The following is a 14609-nucleotide window of genomic DNA, read 5'->3' on the forward strand; positions in this document are numbered from 1 at the left end:
ATTTTTGTTTTGTTATACGCTATTTTCAACCCCCATTATATTTATGAAAAAATATGCTTACCCTACACCCCAATTTTTAGCTTCGCTCAAAAAAACTTGCGTTGTTATATTGAGTCTATTATTTACTCACTTGGCGCAAGCCCAGCAAAACTCTAAGGCAGAAGTGATAGACTCAGTCATGAACTTGCTTTATGCCAATAATCAGTTTAATGGTGCGGTGTTGGTCAAGGATAAGGGCAAGGTAATTTATAAGAAAGCCCTGGGTTGGAGCAATTTAGATAAAAGAGATACCTTAAAACTGACTACATCCATGCGGGTTGCCTCAGTATCCAAGCAGTTTACAGCCATGGCTATTATGATTTTAAAGGAAAGGGGTTTACTTGATTTTTCTGATTTGGTGCACCATTACATTCCAGCATTGCCCTACAAAAGCGTGACTATAGAGAACTTATTGCATCATAACTCAGGTCTACCCGACTCTTTTGGAGAATTAAGGGGGGTGACCCGAATGTTTGGTAGTACCAAACTCATTAGTAATGATGATATCATAGCTTATTTGAGTGCAGTACGTCCCAAGGTGAAATTTAAACCTGGCAAAAAAGCCAGCTACTGCAATACAGGGTATATTTTGCTGGCAAGCATTGTAGAAAAGGTAAGCAAAGTGCCTTTTGACAAGTTTTTGTATGAAAACATTTTCAAGCCTTTGAAAATGAACCACACCTATATTTATCACCCCAAACGTAACCATACCAATGTGTACAATACCAAAACCTACGATACTTTAGTAGTAAAAAGAGATACTATTCAGAAAAACGCAGATACTCGTATTGTAAAAAGTATTTTGCAAACCCAAGAGGTGATTGTGAGCAAAAAGAAACAAAGAGCTTATGGGTATTATATTGACCAAAAATATGGTTGGCAATTGCTTGACTATCATCCTTATGATGGCATAGTGGGCGAAAAAAGTGTGTGTACTACAGTAGAAGATCTTGCCAAATGGGATGAAGCATTGCATAAAAGAACTTTAGTGAGTGACCTTACCCAAAGAAAAGCATTTACAATGGCAGCTGTTACTAACAAAAGAAAGTACGGCTATGGTTATGGTTTTAAGATATATAGAAAAAAACCGCATGTAGTTTTTCACCATGGGCTTTATCGAGGGTTTAGAAGCTACCTGCAACACGATACCAAAGACAAAAGTTTTATTGTAATTTTGACCAATCGAGGGTTAGGGTATCAAATGTATCCTATTTATCAGATGATTGATAATATACTGTATGGGCGTAAATTTAAAATGCCTAAAAAAGATTGGGTTGAAAAGCGTACTACCAAGATGTTTAAAAAACGTTACTGGATCAATTATGATGAGCCAAATATAGGTGTGCTGAAGGCAAAGATAGACAAAGAATAGACGAAGGGGAGGGGTAGGCTTCTTGAGATCGAGCGAACTCCCCCATATTAAATGCTAAAGTAGGACTTGGTGGCTTGTGCTGTGCTATGTAAAATGAACTTGTGGTGATAACAAACGTTATTATATTTTGTTTATTTGGGTTATCCTTCCCTTCATAAATGTAAAAATAATGAAACTAAAAGATCAGGAAAAACAGGCACGAATAAGACAAGTAACTATAGATATTGTATCTGAACAAGGCATTGCAGGAGTAAAAATGGCTTCGGTAGCAAAACGTGCCGAGGTAGTACCCTCTACTTTGTATACTTACTACAAAAACAAAGAAACCCTCATTGTATCTACCTTTACCTACATAGCACAACAAATGACTGAAGAGCTTCACCTGCTCTTTGAGCCCGTCCAGCCTTTTCGTAAGTTGCTCTGGAACCTGTTTGAGCAAGCCATTGATTATAAGCTTAAGCATCATAAAGAAGATATTTTTTTTAAAATGTTTATTGTCTCTCCTTACTTTGACAAAGCAACTCCTGAAACAAAAAGAGCCCTTGAGACTGCTGCCCGGCAGTTGATGGAGTTTGGCAAAGAGCAAATGATTATAAAAGCCGAAACTCCCGATATGGTACTTATTGCTGCTTTAGATGGCATCATTGATAAATTGGTAGATTATCATTACAAAAACATGCTTACATTAGATGAAGCCATTATCCAGGCAGGGTTTGATGTTTTGTGGGATGCTGTTACTTGACCTTATTTACAATGCTTTTGGCCTAACGGCGAGCCACCCTTCGTTTAGTTTATCACTTATCTCTTCTTGAGTTTACCACATGATTTGCGTTAATTTGCCCAATTACCTGCTCATATATAGCAATATAACAAGTGGCAAGCAAGCTGTTTTGGGACACCAAACCTTGCCCATTCTTTTGTATTTACTTATAGCTTACAGTGGGTAACTAACAACTTGAATTAACTAAGTACTATATCTAACAAGCAAGTATAATTGGTTTACTATGCGTCAGCTCTACTTATAGCTTATTGCACCAATATGCATTGGTATCCAATACTTGCTGCTACTTAATATACTACAACCACGCATTATATCATGAAACGAAAAAAAATATTTTATGTAATCCTCTTAACACTGGTAACAGCTATTTCTACCTTTTTATTTACACATGCTGCTGCTACTACTTATGCCGTTGGCTTGGGAGTTATTCTATTGAGCTTAACAGTTTTGTGGTTGGTGAGTCTCACAATTAAAGATGCTTCTATCATTGATGTATTTTGGGGGTTAGGTTTTTTTATCATTGCCTGGCTATACGGTTCCCAAGTTGGTTTTGAGCTCTTAAGTACGCGCAACTGGGTATTGCTTATGATGGTTACTGTCTGGGGTTTGCGGCTTACTATATACCTGGCCATTCGTAACTTGGGCAAAGGCGAAGATTATCGTTATGTGGCTATGCGTAAACAGAACGGGAAACATTTTTGGTGGATTTCGTACTTCCGGGTATTTGTGTTGCAAGGCTTCCTTCTCTGGATGATTTCGGCAGTATACTTACCTGCACTGTCCGTTTCTGGAAGTTTATTATTGCTCGATTATCTTGGGATTTTGTTTTGGAGCATAGGCTTGTTTTTTGAGGCAGTAGGCGATGCACAATTGCGCAGATTTAAGCAAAATCCTGCCAACTACGGCAAAGTTATGGACAAAGGTTTGTGGCACTATACCCGACACCCCAACTATTTTGGTGATGCGATGGTGTGGTGGGGCTTCTTTATGTTTGGCTTAAGCCAATGGCAAGGGCTATATTTTATTTTTTGCCCATTGATCATGACCTTGTTTTTACTCAAAGTATCAGGAGTAGCTTTGTTGGAAACCAAACTTAAAAAAACCAAACCTCAATATGCCGAATACATTAGAAAAACACCTGCGTTTATACCCGGTTTGCCTAAGAAATAAGCAATATAAGGGATGACCACCGAAGCCTCATTGAGCATAGCTGGGCTTGATGAAGCAAAAAAACTGATCCAACATCAGTTTTTTTGCTTTGATATGTCCTTTGTTTTGTTGGAAAACTAAATTTAAACGAGCCGTTTTTTTACTTCATTTTTCACTATTTTTGAGTCGCTATAATGGAGCTACATTACTGTTTAAAGCAATGTAACAACTTCATTGTGAGCACCCTACCCATTGCATAAATTACTCAATTGACATGTGAGACGGACAGGAATTGATATATAAACTATCGGAAAATACACATAACACACGATTTAAATGGATAAAAGCACGCATTATATTTCCAGCGAATGGCTTTCGCTAGACCAGGTAAAACAGGTTTTGAATCAACAAATTGCCCTTTCTGACAACGCCCGTGAACGAGTTGTGCAATGTAGAAGCTACTTAGATAATAAGCTTGCCAAGGAAGATACCCCTATTTATGGCATCAACACAGGATTTGGTTCTTTGTGTGACCAGGAAATAGACAAAAAAGACCTTGCTCAGTTGCAGGCAAACCTCGTGAAATCGCACGCTTGTGGTACAGGCGATGAGGTTCCTCAGGATGTAGTAAAAACGATGCTTTTACTCAAAGTACAGTCTTTGTCTTATGGGCACTCTGGCATAGCGCTGGAAACCATACAACGCTTGATTGATTTCTATAACCACGATGTTATTCCAGTAGTTTATCAGCTGGGCTCTTTGGGGGCTTCTGGCGACTTGGCTCCTTTGGCGCATATAGCCTTGCCTTTGTTGGGTTTGGGTGAGGCATACTTTGAGGGCAAAGTACAACCTGCTGCCCAAATATTGGCTCATTTTGGTTGGGAGCCCATAGAACTGCAGTCAAAAGAGGGGCTGGCTCTGCTGAATGGTACTCAGTTTATGAGTGCGTTTGGTACGATTTGTTTGCTGCGTATAGACCAATTACTGAAAGCTTCTGAAGTAATTACAGCCTTGTCGTTTGATGGGTACGATTGTTTGCTTTCTCCTTACAATGACCTTATTCATCAGGCACGTCCTCACCCTGGGCAAATACAGGTAGCCAAAAATATCAGAGAGTTGTTAGAAGGCAGCGAAATTGCTCAGCAGAAAAAGCCTTATATCCAAGACCCTTACTCGTTTAGGTGTGTGCCTCAAGTACACGGCGCTACTTATGATGCACTTAATTATTGTCGTGAGGTGATTTTGCGTGAAATCAATTCGGTGACTGATAACCCAAATATTTTCCCTGACGAAGATAAAATTTTATCAGGAGGTAACTTTCATGGACAGCCGCTTGCCTTGGCACTTGATTTTTTGAGCATTGCTGTGGCTGAGCTTGCCAATATTTCGGAACGCCGTACTTATACGCTTATTTCAGGCAAACGCGATTTGCCTGCCTTTCTGATTGCCAGCCAAGGACTTAACTCTGGTTTTATGATTCCTCAATATACTGCCGCTTCTATTGTAAGTCAAAATAAGCAGCTGTGTACGCCAGCTTCTATCGACTCTATTGTGTCGTCAAACGGGCAAGAAGACCACGTAAGTATGGGGGCTAACGCGGCTACCAAAGCCCTAAAGGTAGTACAAAATGTAGAACGAGTACTTGCCATAGAGCTTATGACTGCTGCCCAGGCAATAGAGTTTCGTCGTCCAATGCGTACCTCCAAAAAATTGGAAAAATTGATGGATGATTTTAGAGCAGAAGTGCCATTTGTAGAAGATGATAAGGTAATGTATACTGAAATAGACAAAGCCTTGAAATTTGTGCAAACACTATAACTAACAAATGAATAGCAGTGAGCAAAAAAGAAAAATATTTTTGCTTACTGCTAAAAAACTGCTTTTTTTGTTACAAAAAATAATACTATTGTCTCAACTCTTCCATATCTTGAAGGAGCTTTTCCAACTTACACAAAACCCGCCCATACATTAGTTTTACATCAAACATATAAATTCGCTTGCCAAAATAAGTAAGTACCAATGTAACAATTATAACGAAGGTGAGTGGGTATATAGGCACACCATTGATGCTATAAAATAGGGCAGGAAATTTGGCAGTAAGCCTCTCCAGTTCTCTTGCACTAAAACTGGAAAACCAGGTTCCGGCAACCATTAACAGAAAAAATACAGGGTAAATAAAACGATACATTCGGGTATAAGACGCGATGACCTGCTTAAGCTGCTGGTCAAACGTTTTGAGGTATTCGTAACTGCTTGTGCCCTGATCAATTTGCTGGAGCTTTTTGGCCTCTCGATAACTTGTAATTACTAACCAGTTTAGCAGCAAAAAAGCCGATAACCCGACATAAAAAGCTCCCGATATGGCATAGCCTACAAAGGCTACTACCGACGAGCCCATAATGAACAAAAGGTTGAGTTTAAATGCCCGGCGAAACTTAGTTACTATGTGTTGCGATTTTTTATTGTACAAGTCATTCACCCTTGGAGCGACCAATGCCTGATCGTCCAGAAAACCCTCTTTCCAGATTGATTCAATTGATTTTGCCATCTAATATTTTTTTTAATCGTTCTTTGATCCGTTTAATGCGCACCCCAATGCTGTTGGCATTGGAGCCTATAATTTCAGCAATTTCTTTGTACGATTTTTCTTCCAGGTAAAGTAAAATCACTGCCCGGTCAACCTCTGAAAGCTGCCTGATGGCATCATATAGTTGGTTAAGCGACTCATGCTCAAAAGCACGGTTTTCCTCAGTAAACTCTGTGGGCAAGTAGTCTGAAGCAAATTGCTGGTGGCTGTTCTTTTTCTTTTTAAGCAAAGTCAAGCATACATTCAGCGATAGTCTGTATATCCAAGTAGACCATTTGGCGTCTTGCCGGAAGTTGTCACGGCTTCGCCAAATCTGAAGACATACTTCCTGATAGTAGTCTTCAAAATCTTCTTGCGTATTGGTATATGCCCTGCATATTTTGATAATGATAGGGGCAAAAGGTAAAATAGAGGAGGTATAAAAGTCGCTGCTCACTATAAACTTTCGGTTGTTTAACTGTTTAGTGTCTCAAGGCAAGTGTTTATTACAGCAGAAGTTAAAAAAAATGACGTAGTATAGGTTTATAAGCTAAACCGACTATTTGGCTGGTGGGGTGATATAAAATAAAAACTCCCTACTACCGATAGCATATAAAGGAAGCAGAGAGTTTTGTGTTGTCTAAATTGTCCTCTAAAAAGAGTAAACTTATGGTCTTAGCAGGATGTCGTGTCCTCCCTGGTTTGGACTAAATGTGATGCTTCTTTTATACTTCTTCTGTTTTTTGGGGACTAAATCAAGGCTTGTGCTTTTGTACTTGTCATAGTACATTTTCATCATCACAATAACATCCTTGTCTGGAATATTGTAAGCATTTTTTAGTTCACGCCAATGAGCTGCAAGATCTTCAAAGGTAATGGTAATAAAACCGCCATCGTGAGGAGTGATAAACCGGGTGTTACTGCTAAGTTTTTTTACGTTGTTTCGCACACACTGAAAACGAGGACCTTCACCAGCAAGCTTGGCTATACTATCAAAATGTTCGCGGTGTTCGGTCAGCTTTTCTTTAGACGAATGTTTACCTTGATCGCTAGGGTGTTGCTTGATGATATCCATCAAGTTTCGCCCACCAGTTTTCTCATGGTTTTGGTCAAAAGCATTGTAAATATGCGCATCATCCATGCCTTTGTTTCCATAATCAGCCCTATTATTTCTGCTAAGAGAATCTTCATTGTGTCCTCTGGAGTTGCGCATAGCACCATAGTCGAGGCTGCGGTCACCGCCTCGTGTAATGCCTCCTGGCACCATTTCGCTATACACCCCCTCATCTATAATCGCGGTGACATATCCATAGCTTTCTTGGGCAAAATTATAGCGTATGACCAAACTTTGCACTCCTTGTATACTGCGGTATTTGCTTTGCAACGAAACCGTATAAGGCTCAAACTGTTTTTTAACAATATTGCGATCTCCTCCACCTACATTGTTTTCAGTTACCCCATTTCTGTCTATTCCTTTTTTACTGTCGCCTGCCAGCCTCCACACGTTTTTCATAGACATAAAATTAGAGCTACCACCCGCATTTACCTTGGTAGTGCCTACAAACTGTGCGGCAGCTTTTATTGCTTCGGCTTTATCTTTAGCTACTCTTTGTAATGGCACCATGTAGCCATAGCCTTTAAAGATACCTTTCACTAAACGTATGTCAGCGTTTATTTTTTTATGAGGGATGTTTGACCCTGTAAATAAGCCATCAGCAGTTTTGAGCTGTAATATCTGGTTGGTAGTACCATTGTGTTGCGACAAACCTGATGTAGCATCACTTGCTTTCCTTTGCAGCGGAGTGTTCATCATTTTGTCGGCAGTAGCTTCGCGGGTAGTATCTACTACCTGCCCATTGACAACCCTATCGCCTTTTGGGGTGCCGTTTTTGGCATTGTCTATGGCGTGTCCTACTTCATGCTTAATGTTCGTTTCGGTATCTTTGCCAGGGGCAAAATCTATCTTATTGCCCTGTATGGTGGCTTCGGCACCTACCGATTTTGGAAACGAAGAGTTATGATTAAATTGAAGTTTTGAAGTGTCTGCTCCGTATTGCTCCCCCATAGATTGAGAGATAGATTCTGCCTTACTTCGAGTTTTGCGTTGTATAGGTTGTTGGTGTGCCCGGTGAGGTTTATAACCTTGTGAGCGTTGTACGGGTTGATGTTTTGTTTGTATAGCAGAGAGTTGTCCTTGTTTGGTTTGAGCAGCAAGGTCTTGTTGCGCCTTGGCTTGTACGACAGACCTGTCCTGACTATTTTCCGCATTTCTTTCTTTGTTGTTAGATTGAGTTTGCATAAATATGGGTTAAGATTTACTATAATTATTAGCAGGGTTAATTCATTAAATGAAATTAACAGAATGCGTATAACAAGCATGAAGAGTTAACTTTGTACTCTGCATAATGAATATTTTTTATAAATAAATTTTCTAGGTGCATTTGTTTGGTATATTTCACAGTAAGTTTAAGTAAATTTTGCGACATCCTATCCAACATTGTTGCACCAGAAAGAACACATAAATCTTATCCTTAAAACAAGCGCTTGGCTATGCCCTTGGTTAAGTTTAAACAAATTCAGAGTGATTTATGAAGCGATAGGGTACAAGGTGGTTATTTACTCATAAATTAGAGCGCTTGTTTGCTTCAAGGCTATAGGTGTGATGTTACCCAGAACTAACCCAATACTTTTAGTGAAAAACGTCTTTTGCGAGACTATTACCCAAAATCTGATTTACCCAACAATATTTCTATTTTTCCTGTATAAAATATGAAATAAATTCACGATCATTGGGAGATAATCATCTAAAAATTATAATTATGGAACGCATTGTAATTAATTGGTTAGAAACCAATTACGACGACATGGACTATGAAGAAGACGCCTACTTTTATGCCCTTCTCGACGAAGAAGATGAGCTTGTGTATATAGGGAGTGTTTATGAACAAGAGATTCAGGATGGTATTGAGCGCAATATGCGAGATTTCGATCTGAATACTGAAACTACCGGGATATTTATAGGGTATATCAACGGCATGACCTATGAGCGGATTAGTAAGCAAATTGTGGCTGATGCCAAATGTCTGATGATTCATCTTTACCAGCCTGAGTATAATACGCAGTGTAAAAAAAATTATACTGGGCGTTTGGGTTTTGAGATCATATCAAACGATTTGTTTGAAGAAACCAGCACTATTAGTTGCGGCGATGATGAGAGTTTTTGGGCAGATGGCGAGGTGGTTGAGTATGAGTAGATCTAAGCCATTTACTAAAGCAAAAAAAGCAAAAGACCAGGTCTTTTGCTTTTTTATTTACATATTTTTTGGTTGTCTTTTTTAAAAAAGACTATACACTTGTGACTACATTCCGAGTTTTGCCAAACGGAAACCTACACTCAAAGAAAGGATTCCTAAGAAACCTTTTACGTCGTTGTTTTTGTAAACACCAGTAATGGCAGGAACAGAATAACGCAAGTCAGCTTCTAAGCCCATTGGTAGGGTCATACCAATACCAGCTTCAACTGCAATGATGAAGGGTCTTACCTCAAAGTCTCCAGCATCAGAAGATAATAAATCTTGTGTACCTTCACTACTAATAGAAGGTAGATCAACACCACCTAATTGTGAATTAACTGTACCAGTAGTTTTTTGTTCAGCTCTGGTTACAAATATGAAAGAAGGACCTACATAAGCTCTCAAAGGACCTAACTTTGTACCAAGTAAGATGGGAATGTTAAAAGCGTCCATTGTAGATACGCTGTTGATGTTATTTGTAACAGAAGCACCACCTGCTGAAAAAGTTTGAGCATTTTTTTGTTTTAGTTTAAACTGACCGTAGTTAAGTTCACTTTGTAAGAATAAGCCTCCAAAGTTAATACGAGCAGTACCCCCAAATACATATCCTAAGCCCATGCCATCTTGGTCATTTTTAAACTCTACAGGGCGGCCTTGTGAAGTGTTAGCAGGAAAGGTAGTGTTACCTCCAGTCAATGTTATACCACCACGCAATCCAATGCTGATGCCTTTTTCATTACCTTCGTTGTTATTTTGTGAAAAAACAACTCCAGCAGTCATACAGATTAACGCGATAATTAATAAACCTTTTCTCATAAATAAATTATATTATGTTTTAAACGTGATTAAAATATGTGTTATAAAAAGTGTTTTTACTTTAATGTTACACAAAAGTAATATGTGATTCTTAAAGTGTATAATTTTAGAGCAATTATTCTTTCTGAAAATATGTATTTGATTATTTTTTTGTACTTTATTATAATTTAATTATACTCAATTACGTTTTAAACCCACCTTAATACTCTAATAAGCTTTTTTTGTTGTGATAAGTAGATACTGCTTTTTGGGAGTAAAAGTGTGATTATAACTTTTTATTGGTTTTTGTTATATGTAATATTATTAGTGAAATTCACACTTTTAAGTTAAATAATAAGTTTTTTAATCAAAAGCGCAAAAGTTAATTTTGCTGTGTGTGCTTTCTATATAGTAAAAAATGCCTTAAATAGACTTGGGAGTACTTTAATGCTAAAATATATAATTATGATATAAATGTATGAGGGGGGAGTAACTACCAATACATTGTCAGAATTGTCAAAGCCTGAATTTGGGATGAGCTATTGCCAGTAGTTTGGGTTAAATACTGTCTGTACTTTAGTCTGTATGATGAATGAGCCAAAAGTGAGCACTGTTTCATTGTTGAAAGTAAGCACACCCATGTTTGAATAGGAGAGAGCAATCAAAAAAAGCAAAAGACCAGGTCTTTTGCTTTTTTTGATTGATACAATTTGTTGGTTATTATTGACTATAAGCCAAGCTTTACTAAACGATAACCTACGCTTAAAGAAAGGATACCTAAGAAACCTTTGACATCACTATTTTTATAAACACCAGTAATGGCAGGTACAGCATAACGTAGGTCAGCCTCTAAGCCCATAGGCAAACTGATACCAACACCTGCTTCTACCGCAATGATCAAAGGCTTTACTTCTAGATCGCCAGCATCAGAGGTTAATAAGTCTTGCGTATTGTCTACGGTAGTAGTATTAACGGTGACACCACCCACTTTTGAAGTAACATCACCAGTAGTTTTTTGCTCAGCACTGGTTACAAACAAGAAAGAAGGGCCTATGTAAGCTCTCAAAGGACCTAGTTTTGTACCTACTAAAATAGGAATATTGAAAGCATTCAAAGTAGACTCACTTTTGATATTGTTGGTAGTAGTTGCAGGAGCAGTAACTGTGTATGCTTGATTATTTTTTTGTTTTAGCTTAAACTGGGCATAGTTAAGTTCTCCCTGTAAAAACAAACCTGCAAAGTTAATACGAGCCACCCCACCAACGGTAAAGCCTGCACCTAAGCCATCGCTTTCATTTTTAAACTCTATTGGGCGACCTTGAGAAGCATTGGCAGGGAAAGTAGTGTTGCCACTAGTTAAAGTTAAGCCACCACGTAAACCAACACTGATACCTTGTGAAAATGCAACGCTAGCAGTTAGGCATACAAATGCGATAAGTAATAAACCTTTTTTCATAAGTTAAATATTAAGTGATTTTATGCAATAAAATATCTGTATTACAAAGCATAAACTGAAAATACGCCCAAAGGTAATGTGTTGCCATTAAAATGCATAATTTTAAGATCATTTTTACATTTAAGGAGTTAAATTAATTACTTAGGGTGTTTTTTTTAAGTAAAGAATCAGCTGCAAATACCCTAAGCTAAAATTAAATTTTATCGGACTAAATAACTAACAGTCAATGTATAACTATAAATACTGCAAATATTTTTACAGAAACAAAAATAGGCTATTCAGTGATTTTTGAATAGATTTATGCCTGATGTAAGAATAAAAAAAATCAAGTAAGGTGTACTTGAAAAGTTAAATTTTTACTTGAAAAAGTTAATTTTAACTCTTCTGTTGTGCCTTTTGAGATTTACCTTTAAGAAGTAACTCTTATGTGGATATTTGCTGTACAAGGAAACCTGATAAAGTTTATTGATTGCACTTTTCAAAGAAATTATTTATTGAATAAAGAAACTTTTTTAGCCTGCATATTTGCCATATTTCAGGCATAAGCTTGACAACAGTACAGCTATTTAATTTATAAAATAACCTGGTCAGATGAAGTTTTACGTCTATATATAAAAATATTAAGTGATGTAGATGGTAGTGTTAATGTAAAGCCATCTTTGTGTTATTTTAATATTATTTCTCAAAAATGGTTTTAATTTTACCCTTGATTTGCTAATTACCATACTTTTTTCATAATTTTGCTATCAAATATTAACTCACTCAGAGTAAAATCACTAAAAAAATATTTTATGGCAATTTTAAGATTTCAAGCCGTTGAAAAAGCACAGAACCGATCAAGAGTTAGCGTAGAAGCTCCTTCTAACAAAGTATCTGACTATTATGGTATAAATGTGTTCAACGAAAAAACAATGAAGGCTACTATCAGCGCCGACATGTTTAAAAAATTGACAGATACAATTCGTAAAAAACAACGTATCAGTGGTGATGTTGCTGATGCTGTAGCTGCCGCAATGAAATCTTGGGCAATTGCTCAGGGAGTAACCCATTACACCCACTGGTTCCAGCCTTTAACCGGTACAACCGCTGAAAAACATGACGCCTTTTTCGATCTTTCAGGCGATGTTGGATTGTTTGGTAACAGCGAAGTAATGGAAAAATTTAAAGGCAGTGCCCTTGCCCAACAAGAACCCGATGCGTCTTCGTTTCCAAGTGGAGGGTTGCGTACCACCTTCGAAGCTCGTGGCTACACTGCCTGGGATCCTCACTCTCCTGCTTTTATTATAGACAGCAACTCAAGCAAAACTCTCTGTATTCCTACCATTTTTGTATCATACACTGGCGAAGCCCTTGACTACAAAGCCCCTTTATTAAAATCGGTTGACTTGATCAACAAAGCAGCAACTGGCGTATGCGAGTTGTTTGACCGTGATGTAAAAGAAGTAAAAGCTACTTTAGGAGTAGAACAAGAGTATTTCTTAATAGACCGAGCCTTATTTAACTCACGTCCTGACTTGGTGATGGCAGGCAGAACTGTATTTGGACACCAACCCGCCAAAGGACAGCAATTAGACGACCACTACTTTGGTTCTATTCCTTCAAGAGTAAGGGCATTTATGGCTGATTTTGAGTTGGAAGCCACCAAATTGGGTATTCCTGTACGTACCCGTCACAATGAAGTAGCCCCAGCTCAGTTTGAGTGTGCCCCTACTTTTGAAGAAGCGAACCTTGCCGTAGACCACAACCTTTTGTTGATGGATGTAATGCGCAAAGTATCTACCCGTCATAAGTTCAAAGTGTTGTTTCACGAGAAACCATTTGCCAACTTGAATGGCAGTGGAAAGCATAACAACTGGGCTTTGTCTACCGACACAGGTATCAACCTGTTGGCACCAAGTAGCAAGCCCAAAGAAAACCTACAGTTTTTGACTTTCTTTATCAATACCATCAAAGCAGTACATACCAACTCAAAGCTGTTGCGCGCCAGCATTGCATCAGCGGGTAACGACTACCGCCTGGGTGCCAACGAAGCCCCACCTGCTATTATGTCGGTCTTTATTGGAAGTCAGTTGGCATCAGTTCTCGAAGAGTTGGAGCACAACGCAGAGGTAATAGTAGAAAAAGGCGAAAACCTGTATATGAAGCTGGGCATTGATAAAATTCCACCAGTATTATTAGACAATACCGACCGTAATCGTACTTCTCCTTTTGCTTTTACCGGCAATAAATTTGAGTTCCGGGCAGTGGGTTCATCGGCAAACTGCTCTTCGCCTATGACTATCCTCAATACAATTGTAGCTGATCAATTGATTGAGTTTCGCAAGGAAGTAAATGAGGAGATGAAAAAAGTGCCTAAAAAAGAAATGGCGATCATCAATGTATTGCGTCGTTATATTGCGTCATCAAAAAGCGTAATTTTCGAAGGCGATGGTTATTCTGATGATTGGGTGACAGAAGCTAAAAAAAGAGGCTTGCCCAATGTAAAATCTACTCCACGTTCGCTAAAAGCGTACATCGATGAAGATGTATTGGCAATGTTTGAAAAGCATGGGGTAATGAACCGAAGAGAGTCAGAAGCTCGTTATGAGATGTTTCTTGAAAACTACATGCTTAATGTGCAAATTGAGTCGCGTATGATGGGCGATCTGGCAACCAATCATGTGATACCTACGGCAGTAAAATACCAAAACACTTTGATTAAAAATATCAAAGGTTTGAAGGAACTAGGCATCGAGACTGAAAGTACCGAAACGATTACTAAGACAATTAAAGACATTTCGCACCACATTAGTCAAATACAGACAAATGTAGAGGCAATGACGGAAGCCCGTAAAGAGGCAAATAACAAAGAAAGTGAAGAGAGAGCCTTGTTATACGACGAGAAAGTAAAAAGCTTTTTTGACAAAATTCGCTACCATGTAGACAAGCTTGAGCTCATTGTAGATGACGAAGATTGGCCATTGACCAAGTATCGTGAATTGTTGATGATTCGTTAGTAAGTACCAAGGCAGCATTAAACACACGTAATGAGTAGATGTAACTGACATATTATGAGCAAGTTACCCTTACTTATAGCTTATAGTTAATTACTTGCTGCTACTTACATCACTATAAATACATATTAAATATTGCCCTCAAATAATAAAAGGCTGCCCAAG

Annotated in this window: 11 protein-coding genes; 6 read left to right on the forward strand and 5 right to left on the reverse strand. The window is 38.2% G+C overall.

The window, feature by feature from the left end; all coding sequences use genetic code 11:
• Nucleotides 1-43: 43 nt before the first annotated feature.
• The 4 genes from M23134_RS01055 (at nt 44) to hutH (ending at nt 5159) form a co-directional block, all read left to right on the forward strand.
• Nucleotides 44-1411, forward strand: a complete 1368-nt coding sequence (locus M23134_RS01055) for a serine hydrolase domain-containing protein (RefSeq protein ID WP_045112756.1) — start codon at nt 44-46, stop codon at nt 1409-1411.
• A 169-nt stretch (nt 1412-1580) separates the two neighbouring features.
• Nucleotides 1581-2153 (forward strand): TetR/AcrR family transcriptional regulator, encoded by a 573-nt coding sequence (locus M23134_RS01060; protein ID WP_002692950.1) that lies wholly within the window; start codon nt 1581-1583, stop codon nt 2151-2153.
• A gap of 354 nt (nt 2154-2507) precedes the next feature.
• Complete coding sequence (locus M23134_RS01065; protein ID WP_002692954.1) at nt 2508-3362, forward strand: DUF1295 domain-containing protein; 855 nt, start codon at nt 2508-2510, stop codon at nt 3360-3362.
• Nucleotides 3363-3677: 315 nt separating this feature from the next.
• On the forward strand, nt 3678-5159 hold the full coding sequence (hutH, locus tag M23134_RS01070) for a histidine ammonia-lyase (protein ID WP_002692956.1): 1482 nt from the start codon (nt 3678-3680) through the stop codon (nt 5157-5159).
• An 85-nt stretch (nt 5160-5244) separates the two neighbouring features.
• Here the strand turns inward: hutH and M23134_RS01075 are convergent, their stop codons facing one another.
• The 3 genes from M23134_RS01075 to M23134_RS01085 form a co-directional block, all read right to left on the reverse strand.
• Nucleotides 5245-5889 carry a hypothetical protein gene (locus tag M23134_RS01075; RefSeq protein ID WP_002692958.1) on the reverse strand — a complete coding sequence of 215 codons (645 nt, stop codon included), beginning with the start codon at nt 5887-5889 and terminating at the stop codon, nt 5245-5247.
• Entirely contained in the window at nt 5873-6364 is a 492-nt protein-coding gene (locus M23134_RS01080) for an RNA polymerase sigma factor (RefSeq protein WP_002692960.1), read from the reverse strand. The genes M23134_RS01075 and M23134_RS01080 overlap by 17 nt, the downstream gene beginning before the upstream one ends.
• Before the next feature lie 210 nt (nt 6365-6574).
• Nucleotides 6575-8206 (reverse strand): hypothetical protein, encoded by a 1632-nt coding sequence (locus M23134_RS01085; protein WP_002692962.1) that lies wholly within the window; start codon nt 8204-8206, stop codon nt 6575-6577.
• A 520-nt stretch (nt 8207-8726) separates the two neighbouring features.
• On the opposite strand from M23134_RS01085, the gene M23134_RS01090 reads away from it, so the two are divergent.
• Nucleotides 8727-9161 (forward strand): hypothetical protein, encoded by a 435-nt coding sequence (locus M23134_RS01090; protein ID WP_002692964.1) that lies wholly within the window; start codon nt 8727-8729, stop codon nt 9159-9161.
• Nucleotides 9162-9266: 105 nt separating this feature from the next.
• Here M23134_RS01090 and M23134_RS01095 read toward each other — a convergent pair whose 3' ends face one another.
• Nucleotides 9267-10016, reverse strand: coding sequence for an outer membrane beta-barrel protein (locus M23134_RS01095; protein WP_045112757.1), 750 nt, complete (start codon nt 10014-10016; stop codon nt 9267-9269).
• 706 nt (nt 10017-10722) lie between these two features.
• Nucleotides 10723-11451 (reverse strand): outer membrane beta-barrel protein, encoded by a 729-nt coding sequence (locus M23134_RS37325; RefSeq protein WP_002692968.1) that lies wholly within the window; start codon nt 11449-11451, stop codon nt 10723-10725.
• A gap of 791 nt (nt 11452-12242) precedes the next feature.
• Between M23134_RS37325 and M23134_RS01105 the strand changes: the two genes are divergently transcribed.
• Nucleotides 12243-14447, forward strand: coding sequence for a glutamine synthetase III family protein (locus M23134_RS01105; protein WP_002692973.1), 2205 nt, complete (start codon nt 12243-12245; stop codon nt 14445-14447).
• The last annotated feature ends 162 nt before the right edge of the window (nt 14448-14609 follow it).

Origin of the sequence: Microscilla marina ATCC 23134 (assembly GCF_000169175.1) — a bacterium.
Lineage (GTDB): Bacteria > Bacteroidota > Bacteroidia > Cytophagales > Microscillaceae > Microscilla > Microscilla marina.